Below are 26,514 nucleotides of genomic sequence, written 5' to 3'. Positions count from 1 at the left end.
AGAATCTTAGACGGGTAAAGTTGTTTTGAGGGATGAAGGGTGATTGAGGGATGAAGGGTGAATCGGAAACCTGAAGGTCGGTGGACGGTGGTCGGTGGTCGGTGGTCGGTGGTCGGTGGTCGGTGGTCGGTGGTCGGTGGTCGGTGGTCGGCAAATGCTGTGGTTTCGTTCGGTGGATGGGACAAGTCCCAATGTACCCCAGGCAGCTTGCCTGTGTTGCAGTGGATACTTGATGGCGAAGGACTCATGGCGGATTGCGGAATGAATAGGGTGAATCTGGACTACGGGGATCGAAAATCCATTTGTAGCACAGGCTGCCTATGTTGCGGGGTTCGGATGACTTCTGGGGGCGCGTTGGGGACACAGGCTGGCAGCCTGTGGTACCTTTTTCACCCGCGGGGGCGGGAATTGTTTTGTACCTCATCGGGAGATGAGAGAGCTGGAAGCTCTCACTACTTTGGGGGACCATCCGTGTTATTCCGCGAAGGGCTGATTTTGCCCACTGGCGGCTTGGTATCCGAAATCACAGGCTAGCAGCCTGTGGTACTTTGAATGTAGAACAGGCAGCTTGCCTGTTTCGCGTAAGGGCGGTGGACTGGGGATCACTGGCAGTCTGTAGTCGGTTTGCCTTGCGGCAAAGGTAGTTGCTTCGAGGGGAGGATTCGCGATAGATAGATTTCGATGGATCGTATTTACCTCTCGCCGCCGGATGTTGGCCCACGGGAAAGGGAGGCTCTTCTTCGGGCTTTCGATTCGGGCTGGGTGGCTCCGGTGGGGCCGGAGATCGATGCGTTTGAATCCGAGATGGTCCGCTATCTATCGGGGGCCTCTCGGGAATACCATCCCGACGGTTCGCCTAGGGATGACCTTTTCTGCACCGCCCTCTCCTCTGGCACCGCTGCCCTTCACCTCGCCCTCCTTCTTTCGAGGATCGAGCCTGGCGACCGAGTGCTGGTCTCCGACTTCACCTTTGTCGCGAGCGCCAACGCCGTCCGTTACTGTGGCGCCGAGCCCGTTTTTCTCGACAGTGACCGGTCCACTTGGAATCTCGATCCGGACTGCCTCGCCGAAGCCCTCGAGACCCTTTCCCGGGAAGGCGCTCCCGCGCGCGCGCTGATCTGCACGGATTTATACGGCCAATGCGCCGACTACGGTCGCATCGCTCCACTTTGTAGAGCTCATGGCATTTCCCTCATCCAAGATGCCGCCGAAGCGGTGGGGACCGTTTACCAAAACCCGACGTCGCATGACGATCCGCTCAACGGACCCGCCGGGCTCCAGGGGGACTACGGGATTTTCTCCTTCAACGGAAACAAGCTGCTCACCACTGGTGGGGGCGGGATGCTCATTTCCAAAAATCAATCCGACGCGGATCGGGCCCGCTTCCTCGCCACCCAAGCCAAGGAGCCCCTCCCCCACTACCAACATGAAGAGGTCGGGTTCAACTACCGGATGGGCAATCTAACCGCCGCAATCGGCCGCGGGCAGTTATCCCGCCTCCCCGACCTGATCTCCAGCCGCCAACAAACCTTTGTCGCCTACCAAGAAGCGCTGGCCCCGTATCCGGAGATCCGCTGGATCCCCTACGGAGCTACCGGGCAACCCAACTACTGGCTCAGCTGCCTGCTCCTCGATCCGTCCGCAACCGCAGTCACCCCAGACCTCCTCCGCAAGGCGCTCGACGCTCAAGGCATCGAATCCCGTCCGCTCTGGAAACCCATGCACCTCCAGCCTCTCTACCGAGAGAACCGGATTTTCGGCGGAAGCGTCAGCGAAGATTTGTATTCTCACGGCCTCTGCCTCCCCAGCGGATCTGGGCTCACCCCGGATGAACGCAACCGCGTGATTCAAGTCGTGTCCCAGACGCTCAAAGCGCATCGGAGCGAAGGGTGAAGGATGAATCGGAAAAATGCGGGCGTTGGGAAGTTGGGAAGCTTTGAAGTTCGGAAGTTAGTCAATGCAGAGAGATTACGAATTAGCGCGGGTGGGGATCCGGTTGTCGGTTGTCGGTTGTCGGTTGTCGGTTGTCGGTTGTCGGTTGTCGGTTGTCGGTTGTCGGTTGTCGGCAAATGCTGTGGTTTCGCTCGGCAGATTGGGCAATCCAAATGTACCACAGGCAGCCTGCCTGTGTTGGGGTGGATACTGGATGGCGAAGGACTCATGGCGAATGGTAAAATGAAAATGGTGCATTGCGTTAGACGGATATCTGAACTGTACCAATGAGTCTCACCTGCCGGCCCGGAGCGGATATTCAAAATCACAGGCTGGAAGCCTGGGGGTAAGTTTCGGTCTTCCCCCATCAGGTTTCCTATTCACCCTTCATCCCTGTCGTCCCCCCGCTCCTACCGGGCGCCTTTGACCATGGCCACTACAGTGCCGAGGAGGATTTGGATCTCCAAGACAACACTGGCGTACTTCAGGTAATACAAATCGTAGTCGAGCTTCTTGCGGGCGTCGGCGATGGAAGCGCCATAGCCGTAATTGATTTGGGCCCAGCCGGTAATGCCGGGCTTGACCAAGTGGCGGTAGGAATAGTTCGGAACTTCCTCTTCGATTTCGTCGATCATTTCCGGGCGCTCGGGGCGGGGGCCGATGAAGGACATGTCCCCTTTGAGCACATTCCAAAATTGGGGAGTTTCGTCGAAGCGAGTCTTTCGGAGAAAGCGCCCGAGACGAGTGACGCGGCAATCCCCTTTCTGAGCCCAAGCCGCTCCGTCCTTTTCGGCATCCTGACGCATGGTCCGCAGCTTGTAGATGGTGAAGGGCTGGTTGTATTGCCCGCAACGGGTCTGGCGATAGAAGATCGGCCCGCCGTCCTGCAGCTTGATGGCCAAGGCCAGGAACGGGAAGACCGGAACAAGACAGAGAAGCCCACAGAGACTGAGGAAGAGGTCGACCGCGCGCTTCGCCGCGAAGAAAAAGGGATGAAAGTAGACCGGGTCCTGCGACCAAAACCAATTCTCGCTCAGGTTCGAAGAGAATACCTGGAGCAAACGCCGCTCAAAAAAGTAGTTCAGATTCATGACCCGAATCCCTCTAGCCATGCAGGTCATCAGCCCATCCCGATCCCCTTCCGAAAGTTCATGGGGCGTATCGACGAGAACTTCATCGACCTCCATCTTTTCAAAAAACTCGGCGAGCGGCATGTCGGCCGGACGGAGAAATCCCGTCTTCCCCTCATCTTCATAGCTCCCACCCTCCGCGTTGCGCTTCGTATTAGTGAATCCAACAACCCGTAAGGGCAGCCGCGTCGCGTACAGCCGATTCTGCATGCTGAAGTAATTACTCTGCTCTCCAAAAACCATGATTCGGTGAATCGCGCCCGACTGGTAGCTCCAGGCAAACAAACGCGAAAAAGCAATTCCCCCAAAAGCCAAGAGCCAGTAAAGCCCGGAGACCACCCGCCCCAGAAGTTCAAACTGAACAATGGCAAAAAATACGCCGAAAAAGATCAGCCCGATGACCGGGGTAATTGCAGAGAGGGCGATAATCCGCAACCGCGAACGAATCTGGAGGTGATTGTGAAGCCCTGAAATGTGAGCTCCGATCACCGTGAGAACCGGAAGTACGAACCAGAACGAGAAAAGCTGCGTGTTTGGGGCGATCCCCTCCAGAATATCGACCCGAAACTTTGGAGCCAACTTCAAGGCCACGATGATGGCGACATAAGCAATGCAATAATCCAAGAACGCCAATGCGAGAGGACCCGCGAGAACGCTTCGAAGAAAATGTGTCAATTTACTCATGAGGAGCCTCCCTTTCGGGAAAACAGAATGCCCATTAGGGCAATCTTACCGAGCGAAGACAAGCGGGAATCGGGTGGTCGGTGGTCGGTGTTTCGAGGGATGAAGGATGAATCGGAAACCTGAAGGGCCATGGTCGGTGGTCGGTGGTCGGTGGACGGTGATCGGCTGTCGGTAAACGGTGGAGCGAGAACAGAAATCAGTGGTTGGTAGTCAGAGGTCAGTAGACGGCAGGCGGTGCTTTGAGGGATGAAGGGTGAATTGGAAACTTGAAGAGAATTCGGGAATCGCGAGTTGTGAAGAATGAACTGCGAATCAAAAAAAACTAGGCGGACAGATCGAGAAAATGCTCAAGGCACTCCTCAATCTTCGCAATTGCCCCTGGACTGAGGCGGCCAATCGACTCTTTGATGCGGTCTCTCCGAATCGCGGTAATCTTATCGACCATCACTTGCGAATTCTTCCTCAACCCATTCTGCTTCCCCGGTTTCAGATCGACCCTGAAAAGTGGGGCATCCACTAAATGCGAGGTGATCGGCAACACTGACACCGAATAGTGCGTGGGATTATACAGATCAGACTGGATGACAACCGCTGGACGAGGTTTTCCGTAATCACCCGCGATCACGCATAGCACCACATCCCCCCTCTTCACTTCCAATCTTCCCAATCCGCCCCAACCGTCCAGTCTTCCGTACTTCGCGACGAGGCAAGAATGGACTGGCGCCGCGCTTCGGCAGCCAATTCATCGACATCGGAACTCTCCAAATAGCTTTCCAACGCTTGGGAAATTACCCAATTCTTCCCCCTTCCTTCACGCTTCGCGCGAAGCTCCAGCGCCTTCCTCAATCGGGGACTCAGTCGAATGCTCGTCGTGATTGAACTCTGCATGAGGAAATTCTCGCAATAATACGGAGTATTGCAAACGAAAACACCCTCGTGGGTCAGACGGCAGAGGTCAGACCGGAGGGCGGGAAGCTCATGGCGAAGGGCGAATCAAAAAAGTAGTGGGAGCTTCTAGCTCCCGCGCATTGCCTCTCCGCCTCGTTGTTCTGGCCTTTGCCTGACCTGAGATTGCCGAAAGCAGGACGCGCTGGCTGAAGCCAGTACAACGAACCCGCTCCAACGTATTGAACTGGAACGGGAGGATTGCCCCCGTACCCGATCGACTTTAGTCGTAGAAATGGGGCGAGGGACGTGGGGCGCGGGGACGAGGGGAAAAGGCGCTACTCCTACGTGACGCAGTCTGAAGATCTGCGCTCCGGGGAGAAATCATAGGCGGGAGGCCTGGGGTACGTTTGAGCTGGCTGAAGCCAGAACAACGAACCCGCTCTAACGCATTGAATTCGATCCGAGGGCTCTGCCCCGTACCCGAATCGACTTTAGTCGTTCGGTGCGTCTAGGCAGGACGTGGGACGTGAATGACGAATGGAAAACTGCGAAAGAAGAATCCCGGGTGAAACCAAGGTAGTGGGAGCTTCCAGCTCCCGCACGCTGCCGCTCCGGCGCGACGCAGTCTGAAGATCTGCGCTTCGGGGAGAGAAACCACAGGCGCGCCGCCCGGGTGACTTTGTTTGTACTGAAAAGATTCGTTTTCGCAGCCTGACTTGCCTCGCGAAGCTTCTTGCCCCTACGATCACTTCCCAATGAGCGACGAATTTTTTCCGGACACGCACGCCCCCCCGAGGATGTTGATCACCGGAGCAACCGGGTATCTCGGCTCTGCCTTTCTGGAACGCGCCCGGGCCGAATACGAGGTCGTCACTCTCGGGCGACATGAGCCCGCCCGGCAGGACCCTGAGGAGGGCGCTGAAGCAACCCTCCCACTGTCGGACAGCCCCTCGTTCTTCCCTTGCGATCTCGCTGCGGATCCGATCCCCGCGAAAGCTCTCGATGGCGTATCGATAGTCGTCCACCTCGCTGGCAAGGCCCACGCCCTCGAAGAGCGCCCCGGATCGGAGGAGGAAAGCTACCGAAAGATCACCCTTGACGGCACGCAAAAGCTACTCGCCGCCGCGAAAGCCCAGGGGGTCAAACGGCTTATCTTCGCCAGCACAGTGAAAGTCTATCCCGAGAACCCACCGGAAATTCTTGATGAGACCGCTCCCACCGGCCCCAAAACTCCCTATGGACGCACCAAGCTCGAAGCCGAGGAGATGGTCCTCCACGGCGGCTACGTCCCCGAGCCGGTAGTTTTACGCTTTTCCATGATCTACGGTGGGCGCGAAACGGGGAACATGGAAAAGATGGAGGAAGCCATCCGCCGCCACCGGTTTCCCCCGATTCCGGAATTCGGAAACCTTCGTTCCCGAGTCCACATCGACGAGGCCGTCGAAGCCCTGATTCTCGCTTGCCGCCATGAAAAGGCGGCGGGTCAGGTCTTCAACGTCACCGATGGAGCCCCCTTTTCCACCCGGGAACTCTACCTTTCACTCCTCGCCAAACTCGATCGGCCTCCGCCCCGCTGGACAATCCCGCTCGGGGCCCTGAAGCTCTTGGCTCGACTCGGCGATGGCATCGGAAAGCTTCGCGGCAAACGCTTCGTCTTCGATTCGGACGCCTTACAAAAACTCACCGGCAATGCCGCCTTCTCGTCCGAGAAAATCCAGCGCGAGCTGGGATTTCGGGCGCAGAGGACAGCAATCAGTGGTCGGTCAGAGGGCGGAGGACCAGAATCAGTGGGGAGATAGTGAACTCCAAACTCTGAAGAAATTTCCCCCGTACCCGAATCGACTTCAGTCGTAGGAATGAGGCGCGGGACGTAGGGCGCAGGACGAGGGGAAAAGGCGCCGCTCCGACGCGACGCAGTCTAAAGATCTGCGCTTCGGGGAGAAATCACAGGCGGGCCGCCTGGGCTACACGAGAAACACCGGGAGAATTGTCCCGCAGCCATTCGCCTCTCCCGTACCCGAATCGACTTCAGTCGTTCGCTCCGGCGAGAAATGTCGCGAACCATCGCTCGCCTCAGGCCAGCGATTGAAAGGAATGTGCCGACGCCGCGTAGCACTTGCCTTTCTCCCCACTTTCGATGCACTCGGTGGTTCAAACCGTATTTTATTTTACAAGAGCACCGAGCGCGCTTCGCCCGCAAGCGAGATCATGGATTCAACCCTTTTCGAAGATCCCGGATTTCTCGCCTTTCGAATAGAATCACAGGTTTCTGTGATTCTCCCTTGACAAAATTACACATAACTGTGATTCTGTTAGCATGATCAAGAGCTTCCGTGACAAACGGACCGCCCAAATTTTCGCAGGCAAGCGAGTCCCGAGGTTGCCCACCGAGATTCAGCGCCGCGCCCTCAACAAGCTTCGCATTATCGACAAAAGCAAACACCTCGAAGAACTCCGCATTCCTCCGGGCAACTGCCTGGAATCCCTGCGCGGCAACCGCCTCGGGCAGCACAGCATCCGCGTTAACGAACAGTGGCGAATCTGCTTCCATTGGGAGGGCAGCGACGCCCACAAAGTTGAAATCACCGATTATCACTAAACCGACAGGATATACCATGACCCACAAGACACACCTTCCCATCGACCCACCCGGCACGATACTGCTTGAAGAATACCTCGAGCCCATGGGGCTGACCCAGAAAGAAGTAGCGGAGGCCACCGGTATCGCCTATGTTCGTTTCAACGAAATCATCAAAGGCAAACGGCGGATCAATGCCGAATACTCGATCCGGCTGGGGCGCTACTTTGGGCAGCACGAAAGCTTTTGGCAGCAGATGCAGGCCGATACCGACTTGCGCCGGATTCAGGCCGAAAAAGGTCCGCAAATAGCCCGTGAAGTGCGCCCGGCTCGCGAACTGGCAAGTGCCCGATAAAAGTACTGCCTTCGCCCTCTCCGACGCGATGCAGTCTGAAGATCTGCGCTCCGGGAAGAAATCACAGGCGGACCACCTGGGCTACATTCTACCCGCTGACCTCTGACCTCCGCCGGATTGCCTTGCCCCTGCTCTGTTTTCAGGATTACAGTCTGCTCTGCCATGGCTGAACCTGTTTCCCAACCCCACTCACGCCGACCGATCATTCGCGCCATCCATGCCCCGCTGGGCTTTTACGTCCTCGCCCTTCTCATCGTGGAGGTCTTTCTCGCCTCCGTCCTGATGGCCGTCGATCTGCCCGCCGACTTGAAAGCCACTACTCTCTACGCCGGCATCGGCCTCTTCGTTCTCGTGCTCCTCGTCGTCAGCGTCCTCGTCTGGAAAAAGCCCGAGAACCTCATCTACGACAAAGAAGCGTATTTGCAGGAAGAAGAATGAGAATTTCGAATGAGGGGGAGAAGGAACGTGGTCCGCATAGCGCAGGCGGCCCGCCTGTGATTTCGCCCCCTTGGGCGGTTCTTGTTAGACGACAACACAACGGCGGAAACCTTTGTCTCTTCCAATCGCTTTCTGGACGAACTCAATCAGGACCGCAGAACGCTAACGATTACAATACGGTTCGCACAAACTCGGCCGCATTTTTCGCGGCAAAGTAGGAGTATGCTCGGCGAACTCCTTCCATTCGCCGAGCATACTCCTTTTGGTTGAAGATCTGTAGAAATTGTTCTTCCGAAAAATCGCTCCCGCAAAAGGAACACCCCCCTCCAAACTCCCGGCAAACCCGATCGGCATTCGTGTGACGAGGTCCAAAGTAGAGAATCGGCAGACTCAACTTAAGATAAGTCGCATATTTACTTGGGGACATGAGCCCAGCCCATTGCTCCTTCATGAGCACCAGCCCAAAATCCACCCCTTCTTCCCCCGATCTTCTCTGTAACTCTTCATCCGAAAGGGCTCCCCAATGTGTCCACGCCAAATTCTGACTCCGGTCCGCCAGCTCACGAAACCGGGATTGGCCCGCATCACCCGTCCCCACCGTGAACAGATGAATATTCGTCGCAACCAACGCTGTCCATCTCTCGAATTCCTCAAGGTCGTGGCCCGAACCGAGGTTTCCGCAGTAGAGAATTTTTGTTCGTTGTTCTTCGTTCGCCGTTCTTCGTTCGTTGATTGAGGTTCTCGATTCTCGGTTCGTTGTTTCTTGTTCTTTGCTCGGCGTTCTTCGTTCGGCGCCTGTTTTCCAAGTAGGAAACACGACAATTTCCGCCTGGGAAGAATTGGCGCGGACAGCCTCCTCCATAGCAGCATCCGGAACGACAATTTTGGAGTATGCCCCCTGACTCCAACGATCGATCTTTCGAAGCCAAAGAGCAACAACCCGACCGAACTTTCCCCGATTTTCCAATCCCCTTGCCTCAATCTCGGGATGATAATCCATCAGCCAGAGCACTCCCTTGCGGCGAAAAAGCTTCATCCACAGTGCCACCCAAATCTGAATTCCGGGCGGCGTTGAGCGGACCAGAACCTGGGTCGGACGGACCGACAGAAGTCTCCACGGCAGAGCAAGAGCCATCCAGCCGTAATTGAGAAACCGAGTCCAACCGAGTCCACCGGGGCGGTACTGCCGAAAAATCCCCTGCAGATAAGCCACCCGAGCCCCCCGCTTTTCCAACTCGTCGCGCACCTCCGGCACCATCGTCTCCTGCGGACTCTCGCAGAATTCGAAAACGATTAGGATACGCGCCTGAGGCAATTGCTTTTCGATCTTCAAATCTGCCTACTTTGAACCTCTTCGCTGAAACCCATTCTTTCCAACCACTGATGAACTGGTGGGCACTGATCCGATTACTCGCAAAAAATCAAACCCCCACTCATCCCGCCCTATTGCGGCACTGGATCCTAAATCCAGTTCTTCTTCTATCCAAGCGTTATCGAGCAGGCGCTAGCGTGTAAGAATTTGCAATTGAATGCTTTCCAAAACGCTCTAACAGAGCCCCTTTGTCGCCAGAATCAATGTTCTCTCGTTCAATCTGCTTTTGGACCTTGGGCTGCTCCAAACTGGGAATCCGAGAAGCGAAGAAAGGCCACAGGTCTTTCATCGCATAGGACTTTTCCTTTTGCGGGAAATCGGCAATCACTCGAACTCGGTCTTGCTTGAGGAAATCCTCACTGTAGGAAAATCGCCACCCATCCAGAGCCTCCTTCAAAACTCCCACCTGCAAGTCACCATACCAGACGCCAAATGTTCGCTCGACATTGCCGTGCGATGCCCGCTGTGCGTCATCTCCTCGCACAGCACCTCCCAGACGTTGCAAACACTTATAAACCGCTTTCATAATATTACTTATAGTAATTAGAACCCTAAATAATTCAAACGCAGATCCAAACAGTCAAGGAGAATACGGGCTCTCGTGGGACTCATCAATTTCGAAAATTCCTGGCCGCCCAACAGTTTCTCGGCCTCCGCCAACACTCGAACTTTCGAAAACTCGGAGACCATCGAAGACCAGTGCCCTGAAGAAGAGACCAGATTTTGCCAGAGCTGGAAATGGTTGAGATTCTTCTCCCCCTCCCAACCGATTTTCGGACGACTTCTTTCCACATATTGCTCGAGTTTCCGACGATAACTGCCCTTCTCTTCAAGATACTTCTTCAACTGAATTTCCCGAGAATTCCAGAACAACCCTCTTGCAGTATCATAGATGGGCGAGAACCTAGGTTCGATTTTTTCTTCCGGATGCTCGATTACGCCCCAATTATAGAAATGACGGTCATTGTTTCCCACAATCGCATCAAACAGAATCATCCTCACAAAATCCCAAAGTATTTCAAAACTCTGAGTGGGATACCGCTTCAGAATGGAATCCTGTACAAACTGAAATGTGAAAAGATTTCGCGACTCATCCTCAGCCTCGATTCGCTGCACCAGCTCCTGGTCTTCCAAATATCCCCAAAACAGTTCCGCTCCGTGGATCAAACTCTCCCCATTACGCAGAAAATATCGACTACAAAATCGTATTTGTCCATGGGCATTGATCAGCTTCGAGTCCGCCATCCGAAAACCCAGACTCTGCCCTAAGCGAGTAAAAAAATGCTCCATTATGGATTCCATAGGATACCATTTGTGTCCGACTTTGGAGATATAACTCGGCCAGCTATTCGGAGAGTTCCTTTTTCCATGGCCGTATTCGTAAATTCGAATAAAATCTTTCGGCGCATCGCCTGTGATCGCAACATCACAAACCTGATACTTCCCCAACTTTAAGGATTCAAGACTCCCAACATACGGTGGATCCCATCCCGATCTGTTGATGACTTCGACTTTTTCCAGTTTTCTCAAATCTTCACCTGAACAACGTTGTCATCCGCTCACTCGCAAAAATTCAATACCCACACATCCCTCCCCATCAGTGTTCATCGGTGTCCATTTGCTTCGCCCGTCACTCCGTTCGATTGAGTGTCGCTCCGCTCGAAAGTGGTTAGCACTTCCCGATACTGCTCGATGACTTTCTCGCGGGTATATTTCTCCAGGACGGCTTTCCGACCGTTCTCGCCCTTTTCTTTCAACCGGTCGCGATTCTCCACCAGCTCACGGAGAAGGGGGGCGATCTTCGCGGCGATCTCCTGGGGCGAGCCCTCTGGGGGAAAGGCCCACCCGCAATCCTCTTCAGCCAAGACCTGACTGACCTCCGAATGAGAATCGGCAACGGCGAGGACCGGCCTCGAAGCGGCCATGAGGTTGTACAGCCGCGAGGGTACCGAGACCCCAGCCATTCCCGGGAAAAACGACACGAGCAACAGATCTGCGGAATGGAGAAGCGAGGCCAAATCCTCGCGCGAGACAAAGGAGGTCGTATGTAGATTCGTGATCCCTGCCCGCTCGACCGCCTCTTCAAACTTCGCCTTTCCACTCCCCTCTCCGGCGAAAAGAAACCGGAATCGATCATCGTCCAAAAGCGCTGCGGCCAAAGCGACCCAGACTTCCAAAAAATGGGTTCTCCCGTGATTGCCATTGTAGACGAGGAGAAAGGCATTGTCCGGGATCCCAAATCGCTCTCGCGCCGAACCTGAACTCGGAGTTTCCGCAACGACCTCATCCATGGCCCAGTTCGGAATGGTATGGACCCTGAATCGGCACCTCTCGGGAAGCTTCCCGGCGATCAACTCCTTCATGTCGCGTCCAAGAACAATGATCTCGCGACAAGATCGAAGAAGAATCTGGTTCGGTATATCCAACAGACGAAAGAAAATTCCGCCCCTCCGCATCCACCCTACCGAGACAAAGACCTCTGGATAGACATCGTGGACCAACAAGACGAAGCGACCACCTTTTAACCAGCAGGCCATCCGCACCATGAAAGGAACCAGCGGAGGATTGGTGACGACCATCACCGTCTTACCCCGTCGAATTTCCCACAGTGCGCGCCATCCGAGCGAGAGGCTGGTGGTCAAAAAGTTCAGAGCACGCCCGAAAATTCCCCGATGATCACAGGAGCTCGACCAGCACCGTCGAATGAAGACACCATGACGTGTCTCCCGAACGGGCGCTTTTGTTCCCCTATCATTGTAACCCGGTTGAGCACAAATTACCGACACTTCATACCCCCCTGAACTCAACCCTTCAGCAATTCCGGTCAAAAAATACCCCGTAGCATTCTCCTCCGGGTAAAACAACTCCGAAACAAATAAAATATATTCAATTTCATCTCTGTTGGTATCTCCCATCGCAATCACGCATCTTTCGAAAAGCCTCTAACTACCGGAATCAATCGAGATAAATGAACGTCCCTACGAAAGAATCTCTCATACCGTTCGCGGGAGGCACTACAGAAACGAAAATATCTTTCATCATCCGAAGTGATCTCTAACACCGCGCGGCGGATTTCCGCAGGTGAACCAGCATTAACGAACAGACCGTTTATGCCGTCCTCTACCAATTCGGGTATTCCTTTATGCCGACAGGTAATGACCGGTAGAGAAAACGCAAGAGCTTCTATTATACTCAGCGGCTGTCCTTCCCACGGGTAATAGGTTGGGAGCAAGAAAATGTCTGCCGTTATAAAAAGTTCCTCTTTTTCATTCCCGATCACTTGCCCATGGTAAGTCACGATATCTTCTAATCCTCTATTTTCAATATAACCTTTCAATTCCTCAGCATTTTTAACCGCAATACCAACCTCGGTTGATGCACTTATAAATCCTCCACACAAATTTAAATGAAACTTATTTGGAAAGAGGTTATTTAACATCGAAACGGCATCCAAAACATCGAGATACCCCTTCGACGGCATCAAACTCGACAGATACAACAATTCGAATCTACACGCTAACTTCCGTGCAATCCGTTTAGGTTCAGGGAGATCTCTTGGAAATCCATTAGGGACGACAATAAGCTTATCCTCTACAAACTTTCCTACTACGCAGAATTGCTCCTTCAAAAGGTCGCCTAAAACGATGATTTTATCCGTCCTGGCTAGATTACTCCGTATCAAGTGCCGAACAATTGCATTCTGACGTCGATAAAATTCTTCAAACCCGCCTCCATGAAGATGTAAAATCGTTCTTCGCCTCAATAGACTCGCAAAACCAATTGTCAAATAATCCCTAAAAAAGCCAAAAAATGAGGTCGACATCGTCGAGTAATAGGTAGTCGAAAACAACAAAAAAAACCAAACCTTACAAACAACAAATATAGTCTCAAACGCTCTCAAGCATGAAAAGCTTCCAACTTTGAAGTTGCACTTGCTACCTGTCGAGTCGACAACAAAAAAATCAACTCCATCCCTCCTAAGACCATCAACTAAAAGTTCGCACGCATTCGCGACTCCGGTCACTATTCTACCACTACGAGGGACACATAAACACAACCTACCCATGAATATTAAAACTAAAGTTTACTGAAAAACACAACACACCGGGCTAACGCCCAAATGAGGTAAAAAAAACTTGAACGCACAACCGAACAGCACTTTGGAAAGTCCGTCGATCAAATTTCATGGAAACACACATTAAAGCAAACCCTTGAAATGCTTTAATGATAGATACGCCAAAACGAGACGACAATGATCGATATATACAATACCGACCAAAATGGTACATTGATTCCCTGAGCGTAAGATCCAGAATATGCTTTTTCAAAAATCTAGCCTGCCCAACCATAACAACATCAAAATTCGAAGATATTCGAGAACTTGATTTATGAACTCGATAATCAACAAGGACATCCTCCAAAAATCTAATCGGGCCATTCCGAATGATACGGAAATACAAATCATAGTCTTGAAAAGATTTCATTTGCAAATCGAAGACCTCATTTCCGCCTAAAGCCGACCTTCTAAAACACATAAACGAAAAAGACCCGAAAATATTATCGCAATGGAATCGTTTCTCCGCGTAATCACTCGAAAATGTCGTTTCCTTGCGCACACAACCATTTATTACAACGCCTCGATTGCAGGAAACAGCTACAACTTCCGTATTTCTTTCCAAATATTCGATTTGAACTTCTGCCTTCCTAGGCCGCATTATATCATCGGCGTCAAGAAACATTACATACTTACTATCCACCTTAAGCAGCCCTTCTCGCCTGGCTGCATTTGCACCAAAGCGCCTTCCTAAAAATATGAATCTTACTATCTGAGACTTTTCCAAATCTGACAAACAAACTGGAACTGGGCCGTCTATAACCACAAAAATATTGTCAGGCAACAAAGTCTGCCTCAAGACACTGTCTATAGCTTCTCCAAGATAGGGACCAAGCCCCAATGTAGGTATGACAACAGAATACATTATAACGTTCTATTACGATTTCTCGTAGATATGACAAGGTGAAGCATAGCATAAATTGACCCCAATAGCACCCAAAAATTGATGTCTGAACCAACCCTGATCCATGGTAAAGAATGAACTGAACCAAAAAGTGCAAAAAATGCACCAGTCAACGGAATTACGGGCCAAAATTGATAAATTCTTCGATCTAGGGAGGCGCTAATAAAAGAAATAAACACAACAGAAAACAATCCGAAGAATCCCAATAGCGGGAAAACCCCCGCCTGATAAACCAGCTCAGCCCATCCGCCATCCGTGGATCCTAAGACATGAATCTCACCGACTTGGATACCAAGCATCGATTTATCTCCAACTACGCCAAGCCCACTACCAAAGACTAAGATCGATGGATCCTGCAGACTGGCATCCCAAAAGTATCCATAAGTCTCTCCTAAAAAGACTTGGGCCGCATACTGATAAATATTCATATCCTGGAGCCCCAAAACATTTTTCGTCACACCTTCAGACATCCCAATATTGAGAAGATATAGAAGTAACACAAATAGCGGAGCACCAACTAAATACAGGAAATGTGCTTTGCGTAGAAGTGGAAAATAAGTGAGGAACAAGAACGCCACGCCAGCGAGCGCAGAAATTGAAACAGAGAGAACTATCGAAAACAAAACGGGGATCATTAAGAAAATCCAACTCCTAACCTTTCCTATTCTTGAGATTATTGCACCCATTATGAGACCTAACGCCGAAGCAGAAAACACGCCTATGTGTGAAGGACCACTGCCCATAAACGATTCTAATCTCCGGAGATCAATCGGACCAAAAGATCTGGTTAAGGTGCCTTTTCCCGGAGTAAAGAAATCCCTAAAATACATATCCCCATGCACCGGGTACAGCGCTAAATTAATACATACCGTTAAAACACAAGTAATTATAAGAACATAAAATATTCTAATTGCATACCTTGGATTTTTTTCGCACAATGAACAGGTTACTACCGAAATAAGTGAGTACTTAGCAAGATCACGGACACCAAGCACAGACCCGATAAACGAATTACCGGATTTAAGCGCAACTAAAACACACCAAAAGTTAAAGAACAAGACGACACAAACTAATAACGAAAGTCTAACTCGGAGAACGCCCGAGAAAATTTGGACCAGAAAAAAGAACACGACCCAAACAAAAAGCACCTCGCGCCACGCTGTGGTGATAAAATTAAACGGGGAACTATATCGAATGAAAAAATGAAAAGGGCTTACGACTATCAAGAACAGTAAAATATTTTCCAGACCTCTCATTCTCCATGGTTTAAGGAAGGCCATCGCGGAGAAAATTCCGAAATAAATCGCCAAAGTCGACAGGCTTGAGCTAAACCGACCAACCCCAAACGCCAAGAATGCAGAAAAAGCACCAAATCCCAAATAACAAAGAACCCAGGCTCTTATCCACTTAATACTAATCATTATTTCCTCCCTACTTTTCTTCCAAATATCTCATCATACAAACAAATATTTTCACTGTGATACGGATATAAACCGATTTTCTTTTTCACTTTTTGCACAACAATCTCCATCCACTCACATCTAGATAGAAGACTATTCATAAAGAGAATCATAATATTAAAACACCCACACCCACCTAAAAGATGATGCTCATCTCTCAACAAAATCTCGAGAACCCTTCCTTTAAACCGATTTTCTCGCATAGCAGAAATCCCACTTAAAGAATATAAACAAACGACCACATCAATTTTTACGAAATTTCCGGATTCTAATGAACGAAGCCACAAATCATAGTCCATTTTTAATTTTAAATCAAGATCGAACGATTTTCTCAAAAGAAACTGCCTCCGAATAAAAACAGCCTGATGACATATAGAATTGTGCTGTTTCAGCCTTTGGTGGTCCCCACATCTCATAATCGCGTAACCGGAACCGACACCAATACTGTCACCATAAATAATGTCACCACCGCTTACACATTCTTTTATCTTATTTGAAGCATCTTTAAGCGTCGTGGACTCTAAAAATCGATCACCCGCATTTAAAAATATTACATATTCTCGCCCAGCTAACGAAACACCTTTATTAAAGGCATCCGAAATACCCCTATCGGGCTCACTAACCAATATATCGATAATCCCAAAATTATCATTTATCACATTGATAGTCTCAACATCAGAACCTCCATCTATAACAATAAACTCGAAATCTTCGAACTCCTGCGAGGAAACACTGTCTATAGTGCATCTAAGGTCTTCCGGAGAGTTATAGACTATTGTAACAACAGAAATCATATAAAAACTACATTCTTTATCCGACGCACAACATCCTGAACGAAGGTGGAAAGACGTCTCCCGATTAGAAAAATCACACGAACTTTCATATTAGCGACCAGGCCATGCCTTAAACCGACTTTACCAAGTTCATTCCTAAATAGTTTTATACTATCTTCCGGCATGTCTCGATAGGTCCGAAGAAATAGCTCTATCAAGACGATCGACTTATATTTGTCAAAATATTCCTGCGAAAAAATTGAACCGTACAGATTCTCAAAACGGGGTTTCCATTTATCACAAAACACTTCCAATCCACTTATTCGCTCAAAGATTCGAGTGGTCATTTTCGTGTCAATATCGCCACTCACATGTTCTTCCACTAAAGCTTTTTCGACAAAATCTACAACAGCGTCCGCCTCCGCCAATTTGAACCAAAAATCATGATCAATTCCAGTTACTAGATCTTCATCAAATCCTCCTATTGAGTAGAAGTACTCTCGAGAAATAAATATACTAGAAGGAACGGTCCTGAGAATACCAGAACAATTTTGTATATAGGATCGGACACTTCCTCTAACCACTGCACTAATTTTAGTCTCGCGCCCACCCCCAATATGTCGTCGAATTCCGCATGAAACCACATCCGAAGCGGTTTCTCTATAGCGACGAGACTGAAAACTAATTTTTCGACGATCCCAGACATCATCATCGTCGATGAACGCCAGATAATCACCCGTAGAATTTGATACACCGCAGTTTCGTGCGGCGGCGAGCCCAGACGATGGCGAAGATGTACTAACTATCTTTATTGGAAAACGACAATCTACCGAAGAGAGGAAACTACAAAATTCTCTGTTTGGATAATCTAATACAACTACAATTTCAATCTCGTCGTAGTCTTGCGCAGAAATACTTTCGAAAGCTCGAACCGCCTCATCGCTTCGTTTATAATTTGTTAATATTACAGAAACAAGTTTCACGACATCCCAGATCTAATTTTAAAATTTATAATTAAACAATCTCAAGTCACTAAAATATCTTTGTTCCACCAACTTCCTCATTTTCTCACTATAAAAATCACTATAGTCTAAATTTCGTGAACCCATCACATGAGGAAACGAGCCTCGATAGTCGATAATTTTGAGTACTTTTTCCGCATCCTCTTGGATTTGCTCAAACCTTCCGACGAAGCTCGTTAAGGGTTTCTTTCCTTTGTACAAAAAGGTATGTTGAGAGCGAAAGTGCTGGTCCGAAAAGTAATCGGGGATTCCACAAACCGCCTCAACAAAATCTGGGAACGACATACCGCCTTTAAAACAGTAATATTTAGCAAGCTCATTTGCTACACCATTTTTGTAATTGTTCGAATTGTGGTCTTCATTCCGATGGATTTTATGATTAAAGCATGACCACAGTCGATCGAATGGATTCCGCACAAATCCAAACTTAAAATATCCATCATATTTTCGTCCGACCCGAAAAACCTGAGGAAACTTGGTCTTATGAACTGTGCACCCTATTGAAAGCCGTAAATCATTTGCTATTACGTTTTTCCAAGAGCTACAAGCCACTTTCGGAACAACAAAAAACAAGTATCGTTTCTCATGATTCGGAATAACGCTACCACCCGACGATCTCATCAAGTAAGAGATAGCGGTCTTAATATGTATCTCCATTCTATTTCCTCCTAGCTACCGCACAAATGCGCAAACAATCTGATTCCTTCCGGCCTCGAAGCATCGTCCTTTCGTAATAATTATAGACCGCTCGCATCATCCTCCCGTTTGTTAGAATATAGTACTTCCCCGTTCCGCCGATCAACATCTCTATGATTCGGAATCGCCTTGTATTGCGGTCAAATGGAACGAATTTTTCCACATGAAATTTCTTTTCCAAAAGGTTTGAGAGAGAATCGCTGTCAAAATGCTGATAGTGTTTTTCATTTAATATCTTATTTTTATGAGGAACTGTAAGAATTAAATATCCGTTAGGTTTAATCATTTTTGAGACTGCATCAAAAAATCGAGGAAGGTCCAAAGGATCTATATGCTCTGCAACCTCTATCATAGTCGCTACATCGAATTCATCGAAACTCTCTTCGCTCAAAATGTCCTTTGAAATAAATTCTGCATTCGAGGTAGACAACGCTTTCGCTAGACCGATTGCCCTTTCAGAATAATCTATGCCTAAATATCTTCTCGTTTGGCTCCCTCCGCTAAGCATATTGACGAATCGACCATCTCCGCACCCTATGTCAACCAAACTACTATAGTCCAAGCTCTCAAGCTCTTTCTGAACTATACGCAATCCGCCGAGATATCTCATTCCCCAAGACCAGTGCAAATGCTGTTGAAAGGAATTTTTCGATATCACAGGTATATAATGATACGGAAATTTATATTGTTTTTCCTGTATGTTCTGCTCTTTACTTCTCATTAAATAATTATATTTGTATTAGAAAAATTAGAACTTTTTTTTCACGAGATTCTTAACCGAACGAACAATATATCTAATGTATGTTCGGTATGAATCTAGCAGATCATGAAATTTGATATTTACATCATCTGAATGTTTATTTTTCCGAAAGACTGCAAAGGTGGATGTGCTTTCCACCAATTCCAACGATCCTCCATATATCCTGAGCCAATTTCCTGCGCAATGCTTAGAGGTTTCTCGATGATAATCATCTAGCCCGATCGAAGCGCCAACTTTCAAACTGTCCCACAGTAAGTATAAGGAATATTCTCTCGCTCTTGGAAAAACACTTTCAACAGGACCATCAACTAAAAGGGCATCATATGACTCTTTACGATTCAAATTGCCTAATCTATAAGTTGTTAGCGTCATTCCTTTCCAACGGGTTACGCCAATAGGAATCAAACGAACTTCAGCATTATCAATCTTATGTTTCAGTAATGTATTCCTACTGCTCTCAAAATACTCTGGGTGGCTTTCTACAGATGTGACAGTTGAGGCAGGAAAATCTTCCGCTATTTGGCATGTGCTTTCGCCACTACCAAGTTCTAGGATATTTGTTGGATTTCCAATATGCTTAACAAACAACGTGTAATCTTGACGACCCATACTGTATGGGCCGTCAAGATTCCAATAATTATTCTGTTTACTATAATGCATTTTTTCTGAGGACTCTTTCATCTTATTGGCGACTCAATTTTTTATCTAGTTATCGTTTCAAATTCGAAAGCCTATTTTAATACCCTTCGCAAAACAATTGACGTCTGCGTTTTCACGACTGTCTTCATTCTGTAAAAAAAAACACTTGGATACCTTAAGTTTGTCCAGAAATACTTTCGTAACAAATAAGAATTCGCCTTTCTCACCGCAATGAGATTTCGGTTGGACACTTTTGAGGTCATTCGATTGGGACTATTCTCATAATATCTACACGTTATATCTTCCATGAAATGAACATGATATCCATACTTAATCACAACTCTCCGAAAAAACTCACTATCCACTCCTCTAGGCATTTTTTCGTCAAAACACCCAACTTTTCGAATCACATTGCTCCTCAAGAAAGCGGTTGAGTTATGAATTAATCCTCCACGAAGCATTGTTTTTACTAGATTCTTTGGACGATTCGCTTTTTCGCTTCTATTTTCACCATTGATATCTGTTCTTAGGATACCAGTGCACACCACTCCGAGCATGGGGTCATTACTAGACCTAAAGACATCTAATTGTTTCTCGATCTTCCTATCATCTATCCATTCATCATCATCATCGAGAAATGCAGTAAAAATACCACTACTTTTCAAAAATGCAGTGTTACGCGCTGCTGCATTTCCTTTGTTTTTCTTGTGCCGATAATAGTTTATGCGTCTATCTGCAAGTTGATAACCCTTCACAACTTCTTCTGTATTGTCATTTGAGCAATCATCTACTATATTGATCTCTAAATATTCATAGGTTTGTCTCAGCACAGAATCCAGACAACGGGCTAAAAGCCTAGATCTATCGTATGTAGTGATGTTCACACTTACCAATTCATTATTAATACTAGCGGTAGATAGATTCATAACATCCTAAAATGTACACGATTTTTTCTATTTCGGAACAGACATCTTTACTAGTTTAATCGGAACAAATATTGCCAGCAATTGAAATCGAATCGAGGGTTTCTTCGTTAACAAAAGAAAACTACTAAAATATGATGATATAGAGTAAGAAGCTAGAGTGGATACCGCAGCTCCTACTCCACCGAAACGCGATATAAAAATCGAATTCAATGCAATATTTACTACAGCTCCAAAGATCGTGCAAAGCATCGAAAATTTAAAAAGTTTTTCGGCGATCAGATATTGGCTACGAGCGACCCCAAGGAACACGAACAATCCACACCAAACGTGTATCGCAAGTATGACTCCCGCAGGTCCGTAATTGGATCCATACAAGAGTTCAACTATCCTGTTCGAACAAACCGATACTACAGCACAGATAACATATGCCAATCCAGCGTTTAGATTAAAATAATGTTTCAGCCTTCTCTCGTAATTCACTCTTCCTTGTTTCATAGAATTTACTATTGCCGGAAACAGAGAAATAGCTAAGAGTTTTGGGACAAAATGCCAGATTGCACTTAGTCGCACAGCTACGGCATACTCACCAACCGCTGTTTCTCCGACGATTTTCCCTAACATTATCTGATCGATTCTCATATATACAGCGACCGCAACCCCAGAGAAAATTAGAGGCCAAGACTGCCGTAATAGATCTTTGGCGGTTTTCAAATTTGACATCCATTTCAAAACCGATCCAAAGTTTTTTTTATAGAAATACAGGTACATAAAGGAAACTAAAAAGCCTTCTATTAGCACGATATAACCGAATTCTATTAATGTGCCTCCTTTCAATACGACTGATACTTTTAAAATCGCTGAAATGATAACAACAACCGTAACTGCTGCAACTGAAAGATCAGATCTAACTTGTGACTGGAACCATGTTTCGATACACTTAAAAGGATTTGTGAACAAAACCGACCCCAGCAGAGCAAACAGGCCGAGCCATTCGTATGAGTTCGAAGAACATCCAACTATAAATAACATCCCAATGTACGATGAGACGCCAGTTGCCGCCGTTAATACGAATGCTGTACCAAGGATCTGATTTCGTTGTTCAGGAAAATCCACAAGCTCTCGCTTAATCAGGTTCTGCAAACCTAGATTCCCTACCACCGCAACCAACGCCACAATTGAGGTAATAAAATTGTATAACCCAAATTGTCTAGGGCCCAAATAGCGAGCAACCGCAACCGATACGAAAAGTCCAATTATCATTCGGATCATTTGACCAGAAAACAACCAACTTGTATTTTTCAGATACCGCCTAAACCCTTTATGCACACAGATAAACTGTATGTGTTTAAATAATTTTTGAGGATATGACATCAAAAAAGGGATATAATTTTTCAATATACTGACAAGAAAGTTGCGGCGCGTAGTAGCTAACTATGTATCCGCTATTTTTTATTCTCCAACAACTCATCGTATATCATCATATCCAACAGTAATAGCGCTCAGGACCTATTGAGATGAATTCCACTTGCGAAGTTCGATATGGAATAAAGAGAGCCTCAGTAGTCATTAATCATTAATCATTACAGGCAAGGCAGACAAATGACGTCATGTCTTAATTCTTGAATTCTTCATCCCGCGCCATTGGCGGTTGCCTGAGGGGCTATCCCGGGCAAATGAGGGGGACAACCCAGGGCCGGACGCACTACGCTTTGAAATATTTTTCGGGCCGGTTTCTGACACAGCTACGAGCATCAACGACCGGGCAAGTGAAGCCGGAGAAATCGAACTCGGTGTATTCCGCATGGTTGGTGGCGACGAGGAGGCAGTCGTAATTGCCCGAAATTTCTACGGAGTTCCGCCCGGCGTATTGCGGATGATCGCGGGTATGTTTGATCACCGGCACAAATGGGTCGTTATACTCCACGACCGCCCCCCGCTCTTCCAACTTCTTCATGAGCACGTAACTCGGCGATTCCCGGTCATCGTCTAAATTGGGCTTGTAGGCCAGACCGAGGATGAGGATGCGGGAGCCCTTGACCGCCTTTCCGTCCTCGTTGAGAGCCTCGGCCACGCGATCGATTACATAGTCCGGCATCTTCGTGTTGATTTCACCGGCAAGCTCGATGAAGCGGGTGTGCTGCTCGTATTCCCGCGCTTTCCAGGTGAGGTAAAAGGGGTCGATGGGGATGCAATGACCGCCGAGCCCGGGCCCGGGATAGAAGGGCATGAACCCGAAGGGCTTAGTCGCGGCGGCGTCAATGACGTCCCAGACGTCGATGTCCATCTTCTGGAAGACGACCTTCAGCTCGTTGACAAGGGCGATGTTGACGGAACGGAAGATGTTCTCGGTCAGCTTGGTGGCCTCGGCGACCCGGCAGGAGGCAACCGGATGTACCTGATCGAGGGCTTGGGAATAGAGTTCCACGCAGCGGTCAAGACACTGGGGCGTGTAGCCGCCCATGATCTTGGGGATGGTCTTCACCGAATGGTCTTTGCGTCCCGGATCTTCCCGCTCCGGGGAAAAGGCGAGATGAAACCCCTCCCCCGCTTTCAGCCCCGATCCTTTTTCCAAAACCTCGCGCAACTCGGTGTCGGTCGTGCCTGGGTAGGTCGTGGACTCGAGAACGACGAGTTTCGGCATCGAGGAAGATGGAAGATCGGAGATAGGAGATGAGGAGTTCCCTCTATCTTCCCTATCCGATCTCCCAGATCCCAAATACGGCGCAATCGCCTCCCCGGATTTGAGGACGTAGGAGATATCCGGCTCGCGGTGTATGTCGAGGGGAGTCGGCACGCAGAGGAGGATCGCTTCGACTTCGGCTACGCGGGAGAAGTCGAACGAGGCCTCAAAGTGTCCGGATTCCCGGGCCGCCTGGATGGCGGCGGATTCGATGTGCTTGATGTAGGAGGTACCCCCGTTGAGGGCCGCAACCTTCGCGGCATCGACATCCAGGCCGAGGACCGATACGCCGGATTCCGCGAAACGAAGTCCTAAAGGCAGTCCGACATAGCCGAGGCCAATAATTGCGATCTTCATGGTTGTTTTGGTTGTCCAGTTGTCAGTTGGGGAGCCTTGCAGAAGGCAGAAGGCAGAGATCAGGAATCAGAAGACGGAGGTCGGAGGTCGGAGGTCAGAAGACGGAGGTCGGAGGTCGGAGATCGGAAGGCGGAGGCGGAGATCGGAAGGCGGAGGCGGAGATCGGAAGGCGGAGATCAGAGGACAGAAGGCAGAGGACGGAAACATTTCGAACGTTCAACTCTAAACGTTCAACGTTAAACGTGAAACCTCCAACATTGAACGAGGAAAGGATCTGGTTTTGCCCCCCTTGCGAGCGGATTTTCACGCCGTAGCTCAACGAGCGCAGGAGGGAGCGACACGCAACCGAACGGGCGCAGATAAATCCAAAGTCAGGAATGCGAACAGCTTTGATCTATTTCAGTTGCGGGAATCCTCGGGCTCCGTGCCAAAAGCGGAGAATATCGACTCCTTGTCCACTGGGAAGAATTCGGTATATGATTCGGTAGGGTTCATGCTGGATTTCCCGGATGCTCGGTTCTGAGAACTCCAGAGTGACCTTTCCTCGGCGAGGGAGGATTTGTAAGGAAAGAGCGGCATCGACTAATTCGTACCCAAATGATTCCGCACGGTCCGGATCATCTTCTGCGATATGGCGAACGATTGCCTCCAGGTCAGCCTCGGCTTCAGGCGTAAAGCTTACCGGGAGGCCCATGTGGAGATCTTCTTCCGAACCTTTTCAGCCGGAACCCTTTCTCCTCGTTCGGACGACTCCAACGCTTCTTGGACTCCGAGAATGAAATCCATTCTCTCATGCATCTCTCGGGCGGTGATGCTTTCCGGGAGGCTTTTTATTCGTCGAATAACTTCTTCTTTCACTGTCATATTTTTACGCCTCTTTCTTCTATCATTTCACTGTCGAACAAGCTAAAGGGCAAGGCGAAACGCGGTATGAAAGGCAGCGACCAGAGGTCGGAGAGGTTCATCAAATGCGGCGTGGGAGGGATGTGAATGAGGTCAGCACGAATTCTTATTTTTTTCTCTGTGTGCTCTGTGCCTCTGTGAGAGGGAAATGCGTCCGGAGAGGATGACTGGTTTCTCACACCCAGCCGTCGCGCAAGGCTTCCGCCTTCTCCCGCGACCGCGGGATACGGCGTGACAAGAAGGCGGGCAGGCAGAGGCGCGGAGGCACGGAGATGGAAGGAGTGAGAGAAACGCAGATGAGGGCGGACGCAGCCTTCGACACGCTCAGGGCCGGCAAAATTTAAAGATTAGCGCTTTTGGCACTAGTGAGGATGGATGATGAGGGCGTCAGGACAACTCCAGTGCCAAGACGTTTACCTGCCGAATTGCATCATCGATATGATAAGTAATTAGCCAGCGGTCAAAAACCACCAGATGGTAAATGTTGCCATCTTCATCGAGAAAATCTTCCTTACTGTTGCCAAGCGGATCAGAGGACAGTCGGTCAAAGAAATCAGTAACTTTTTGGCGCTGGCCAGTTCCACGAATCTGAAGCAGTCGCTCGACAACCTGCTGTGAAGCAGACCAAGTGAATTCACTCATAGGCCGCTGTCAGACAGCCGCTTGTGAAGATCAAGAACTTCTGCCCTCTTTACTTCGTGCCCAGACCGCATCGACTTTAAGCGTGATGACATCTCGCGGGCATATGAGACGTCGCAGATGCGCTCTTTCATTTTCAGGTAGGCACTCAGATAGGAGCGTTCACCCTCGCTGAGTGCGTCGACGGTTGCTGCCAATTGTGCGCGATTCATCAATAGGAGTCTCGAAGATTTTTCTCGAATTTTCAAGTGAGAACGGCAGTGATCGAGTGAGGAGGCTGAAAGGGGTCAAACGCAAAATATAAAGATATTCTACAGGAACCTCTTTTCCAGAGGCTTACCAATATCGACCCAAGAAAAAGGGATGTGAATGAGGTCAGCACGAATTCTTATTTTTTTCTCTGTGTGCTCTGTGCCTCTGTGAGAGGGAAATGCGTCCGGAGAGGCAGGATGATTTTCTCTCACCCAGCCGTCGCGCAAGGCTAAGGCGGGCAGGCGGAGGCGCGGGGGCGCGGGGATGGAAAGAAGCGCAAGGCGGCTGGCTGAAGCCAGGACAACGAACCCGCTCCAACGCGAAGAAGGAGGAGGAAACTCGAGGTCGGCCCGACTACGCGGCCACGGGGCTGTAATGCAGTTCCATCAGCTCGCTCTCCTTCAACGCAACCATCGCATAGGTGCGCCCATCCTCATCGCTAAACTCGACCTCGAAGACACCAGGAGCCAAGACTTCAACGACCGTGCCGACTTGACCCGCAATCAAATCATGTTCGCCGCAATCGTGAAGCAATGCGACTACATCAAGAAGCTGAATTGCATCCTCCATTCTCTTTAAGGGTGAATAAAACAGGATGTGAGTCGAGGATTATTCTCGTTTTTCCGAACGATCCAAAGCGTCCGGATGCGCCCCACTCTCTCATTTAACCTGATCTGAAGATCCACATGAAAGCGACTTCCATACCGATCTTTTCCGTCAAACTCCCACTCTGCTCCCGAAAGGCTCTTACGAATCGCAGCCTCAAGGAGTGACCAGTCATCTTGCGAAATCCCAAGCACGGTTTCAAAGACCCGAGCCTTGTGCTTACCACGGGGATGGTTCGGAGACAGGCAATAAGTCCCGAAGTTTCGCTGGGTCGACTACTGTGTTTTGTGGATCAAAATCCGGCATCGATCAATCGGTGAAACGGAGTCAGTCTACGATTTTCCATGGGGAGTCCGTTTTCGCCATAGATGAAAGGGCGGGACGGAATTCGAACCACTTTCAAGCG

General features: G+C 49.1%; 29 protein-coding genes. 5 read left to right on the top strand and 24 right to left on the bottom strand.

Annotated elements, in window-relative coordinates; all coding sequences use genetic code 11:
- Positions 1-681: 681 nt before the first annotated feature.
- The gene (locus tag H5P30_RS05415) at positions 682-1,893 is read left to right on the top strand and encodes a DegT/DnrJ/EryC1/StrS family aminotransferase (RefSeq protein WP_185691933.1); all 1,212 of its coding nucleotides are present in this window, start codon (positions 682-684) and stop codon (positions 1,891-1,893) included.
- Between the two features lie 75 nt (positions 1,894-1,968).
- Here the strand turns inward: H5P30_RS05415 and H5P30_RS05410 are convergent, their stop codons facing one another.
- From H5P30_RS05410 to H5P30_RS05395, 4 genes are all read right to left on the bottom strand, one after another.
- A complete protein-coding gene (locus tag H5P30_RS05410) occupies positions 1,969-2,190 on the bottom strand; it encodes a hypothetical protein (protein WP_185691932.1) in 222 nt (73 codons plus the stop codon).
- A gap of 152 nt (positions 2,191-2,342) precedes the next feature.
- Positions 2,343-3,746 carry a sugar transferase gene (locus H5P30_RS05405; RefSeq protein ID WP_185691931.1) on the bottom strand — a complete coding sequence of 468 codons (1,404 nt, stop codon included), beginning with the start codon at positions 3,744-3,746 and terminating at the stop codon, positions 2,343-2,345.
- Between the two features lie 322 nt (positions 3,747-4,068).
- Positions 4,069-4,398 carry a type II toxin-antitoxin system PemK/MazF family toxin gene (locus H5P30_RS05400; RefSeq protein ID WP_185691930.1) on the bottom strand — a complete coding sequence of 110 codons (330 nt, stop codon included), beginning with the start codon at positions 4,396-4,398 and terminating at the stop codon, positions 4,069-4,071.
- Positions 4,395-4,634, bottom strand: a complete 240-nt coding sequence (locus H5P30_RS05395) for a ribbon-helix-helix protein, CopG family (protein WP_185691929.1) — start codon at positions 4,632-4,634, stop codon at positions 4,395-4,397. The genes H5P30_RS05400 and H5P30_RS05395 overlap by 4 nt, the downstream gene beginning before the upstream one ends.
- A 755-nt stretch (positions 4,635-5,389) precedes the next feature.
- On the opposite strand from H5P30_RS05395, the gene H5P30_RS05390 reads away from it, so the two are divergent.
- The 4 genes from H5P30_RS05390 to H5P30_RS05375 all read left to right on the top strand — a co-directional run bounded on the left by H5P30_RS05390 (position 5,390) and on the right by H5P30_RS05375 (position 8,005).
- Positions 5,390-6,433, top strand: coding sequence for an NAD-dependent epimerase/dehydratase family protein (locus H5P30_RS05390; protein WP_221774284.1), 1,044 nt, complete (start codon positions 5,390-5,392; stop codon positions 6,431-6,433).
- A 518-nt stretch (positions 6,434-6,951) separates the two neighbouring features.
- On the top strand, positions 6,952-7,233 hold the full coding sequence (locus H5P30_RS05385) for a type II toxin-antitoxin system RelE/ParE family toxin (protein ID WP_185691928.1): 282 nt from the start codon (positions 6,952-6,954) through the stop codon (positions 7,231-7,233).
- 16 nt (positions 7,234-7,249) lie between these two features.
- The gene (locus tag H5P30_RS05380) at positions 7,250-7,567 is read left to right on the top strand and encodes a HigA family addiction module antitoxin (RefSeq protein WP_185691927.1); all 318 of its coding nucleotides are present in this window, start codon (positions 7,250-7,252) and stop codon (positions 7,565-7,567) included.
- A 162-nt stretch (positions 7,568-7,729) separates the two neighbouring features.
- Positions 7,730-8,005, top strand: coding sequence for a hypothetical protein (locus H5P30_RS05375; RefSeq protein WP_185691926.1), 276 nt, complete (start codon positions 7,730-7,732; stop codon positions 8,003-8,005).
- A 169-nt stretch (positions 8,006-8,174) separates the two neighbouring features.
- Here H5P30_RS05375 and H5P30_RS05370 read toward each other — a convergent pair whose 3' ends face one another.
- The 20 genes from H5P30_RS05370 to H5P30_RS22625 form a co-directional block, all read right to left on the bottom strand.
- Positions 8,175-9,338: a glycosyltransferase family protein gene (locus H5P30_RS05370; RefSeq protein ID WP_185691925.1), complete on the bottom strand. Its 1,164-nt coding sequence runs from the start codon at positions 9,336-9,338 to the stop codon at positions 8,175-8,177.
- Positions 9,339-9,495: 157 nt separating this feature from the next.
- Positions 9,496-9,903 carry a HipA N-terminal domain-containing protein gene (locus H5P30_RS05365; protein ID WP_185691924.1) on the bottom strand — a complete coding sequence of 136 codons (408 nt, stop codon included), beginning with the start codon at positions 9,901-9,903 and terminating at the stop codon, positions 9,496-9,498.
- 17 nt (positions 9,904-9,920) lie between these two features.
- A complete protein-coding gene (locus H5P30_RS05360) occupies positions 9,921-10,826 on the bottom strand; it encodes a HipA domain-containing protein (RefSeq protein WP_281388010.1) in 906 nt (301 codons plus the stop codon).
- A 155-nt stretch (positions 10,827-10,981) separates the two neighbouring features.
- The gene (locus tag H5P30_RS05355) at positions 10,982-12,292 is read right to left on the bottom strand and encodes a glycosyltransferase family 4 protein (protein ID WP_185691922.1); all 1,311 of its coding nucleotides are present in this window, start codon (positions 12,290-12,292) and stop codon (positions 10,982-10,984) included.
- A 5-nt stretch (positions 12,293-12,297) separates the two neighbouring features.
- A complete protein-coding gene (locus tag H5P30_RS05350) occupies positions 12,298-13,200 on the bottom strand; it encodes a glycosyltransferase family 4 protein (RefSeq protein WP_185691921.1) in 903 nt (300 codons plus the stop codon).
- A gap of 286 nt (positions 13,201-13,486) precedes the next feature.
- Positions 13,487-14,356, bottom strand: a complete 870-nt coding sequence (locus H5P30_RS05345) for a glycosyltransferase family 2 protein (RefSeq protein WP_185691920.1) — start codon at positions 14,354-14,356, stop codon at positions 13,487-13,489.
- Entirely contained in the window at positions 14,356-15,816 is a 1,461-nt protein-coding gene (locus H5P30_RS05340) for a hypothetical protein (RefSeq protein WP_185691919.1), read from the bottom strand. Before H5P30_RS05340 ends, H5P30_RS05345 begins: the two co-directional genes overlap by 1 nt.
- Positions 15,816-16,649: a glycosyltransferase family 2 protein gene (locus H5P30_RS05335; RefSeq protein WP_185691918.1), complete on the bottom strand. Its 834-nt coding sequence runs from the start codon at positions 16,647-16,649 to the stop codon at positions 15,816-15,818. Before H5P30_RS05335 ends, H5P30_RS05340 begins: the two co-directional genes overlap by 1 nt.
- On the bottom strand, positions 16,646-17,611 hold the full coding sequence (locus H5P30_RS05330; RefSeq protein ID WP_185691917.1) for a glycosyltransferase: 966 nt from the start codon (positions 17,609-17,611) through the stop codon (positions 16,646-16,648). Before H5P30_RS05330 ends, H5P30_RS05335 begins: the two co-directional genes overlap by 4 nt.
- An 18-nt stretch (positions 17,612-17,629) precedes the next feature.
- A complete protein-coding gene (locus H5P30_RS05325; protein ID WP_185691916.1) occupies positions 17,630-18,307 on the bottom strand; it encodes a sulfotransferase family protein in 678 nt (225 codons plus the stop codon).
- A gap of 1 nt (position 18,308) precedes the next feature.
- On the bottom strand, positions 18,309-19,067 hold the full coding sequence (locus H5P30_RS05320; protein WP_185691915.1) for a class I SAM-dependent methyltransferase: 759 nt from the start codon (positions 19,065-19,067) through the stop codon (positions 18,309-18,311).
- 27 nt (positions 19,068-19,094) lie between these two features.
- On the bottom strand, positions 19,095-19,787 hold the full coding sequence (locus H5P30_RS05315) for a class I SAM-dependent methyltransferase (RefSeq protein ID WP_185691914.1): 693 nt from the start codon (positions 19,785-19,787) through the stop codon (positions 19,095-19,097).
- Between the two features lie 50 nt (positions 19,788-19,837).
- Complete coding sequence (locus tag H5P30_RS05310) at positions 19,838-20,671, bottom strand: glycosyltransferase family 2 protein (RefSeq protein WP_185691913.1); 834 nt, start codon at positions 20,669-20,671, stop codon at positions 19,838-19,840.
- Positions 20,672-20,698: 27 nt separating this feature from the next.
- Positions 20,699-22,042, bottom strand: a complete 1,344-nt coding sequence (locus H5P30_RS05305; RefSeq protein WP_185691912.1) for a flippase — start codon at positions 22,040-22,042, stop codon at positions 20,699-20,701.
- A gap of 331 nt (positions 22,043-22,373) precedes the next feature.
- Entirely contained in the window at positions 22,374-23,708 is a 1,335-nt protein-coding gene (locus H5P30_RS05300) for a nucleotide sugar dehydrogenase (protein WP_185691911.1), read from the bottom strand.
- A gap of 394 nt (positions 23,709-24,102) precedes the next feature.
- Complete coding sequence (locus tag H5P30_RS05295) at positions 24,103-24,402, bottom strand: type II toxin-antitoxin system RelE/ParE family toxin (protein WP_185691910.1); 300 nt, start codon at positions 24,400-24,402, stop codon at positions 24,103-24,105.
- Positions 24,387-24,566, bottom strand: coding sequence for a hypothetical protein (locus H5P30_RS05290; RefSeq protein ID WP_185691909.1), 180 nt, complete (start codon positions 24,564-24,566; stop codon positions 24,387-24,389). Before H5P30_RS05290 ends, H5P30_RS05295 begins: the two co-directional genes overlap by 16 nt.
- 432 nt (positions 24,567-24,998) lie before the next feature.
- Positions 24,999-25,253: a hypothetical protein gene (locus tag H5P30_RS05285; RefSeq protein WP_185691908.1), complete on the bottom strand. Its 255-nt coding sequence runs from the start codon at positions 25,251-25,253 to the stop codon at positions 24,999-25,001.
- A gap of 603 nt (positions 25,254-25,856) precedes the next feature.
- Positions 25,857-26,072 carry a DUF4926 domain-containing protein gene (locus tag H5P30_RS05280; protein ID WP_185691907.1) on the bottom strand — a complete coding sequence of 72 codons (216 nt, stop codon included), beginning with the start codon at positions 26,070-26,072 and terminating at the stop codon, positions 25,857-25,859.
- 5 nt (positions 26,073-26,077) lie between these two features.
- Positions 26,078-26,353, bottom strand: a complete 276-nt coding sequence (locus H5P30_RS22625) for a DUF6883 domain-containing protein (protein WP_425504931.1) — start codon at positions 26,351-26,353, stop codon at positions 26,078-26,080.
- Between the last annotated feature and the right edge of the window lie 161 nt (positions 26,354-26,514).

The sequence above is a fragment of the Puniceicoccus vermicola genome (assembly GCF_014230055.1).
GTDB classification, from domain to species: Bacteria; Verrucomicrobiota; Verrucomicrobiia; order Opitutales; family Puniceicoccaceae; genus Puniceicoccus; species Puniceicoccus vermicola.
Note: the sequence above shows the minus strand (reverse complement) of the source record. Positions and strands in the feature narration are given on the sequence as shown.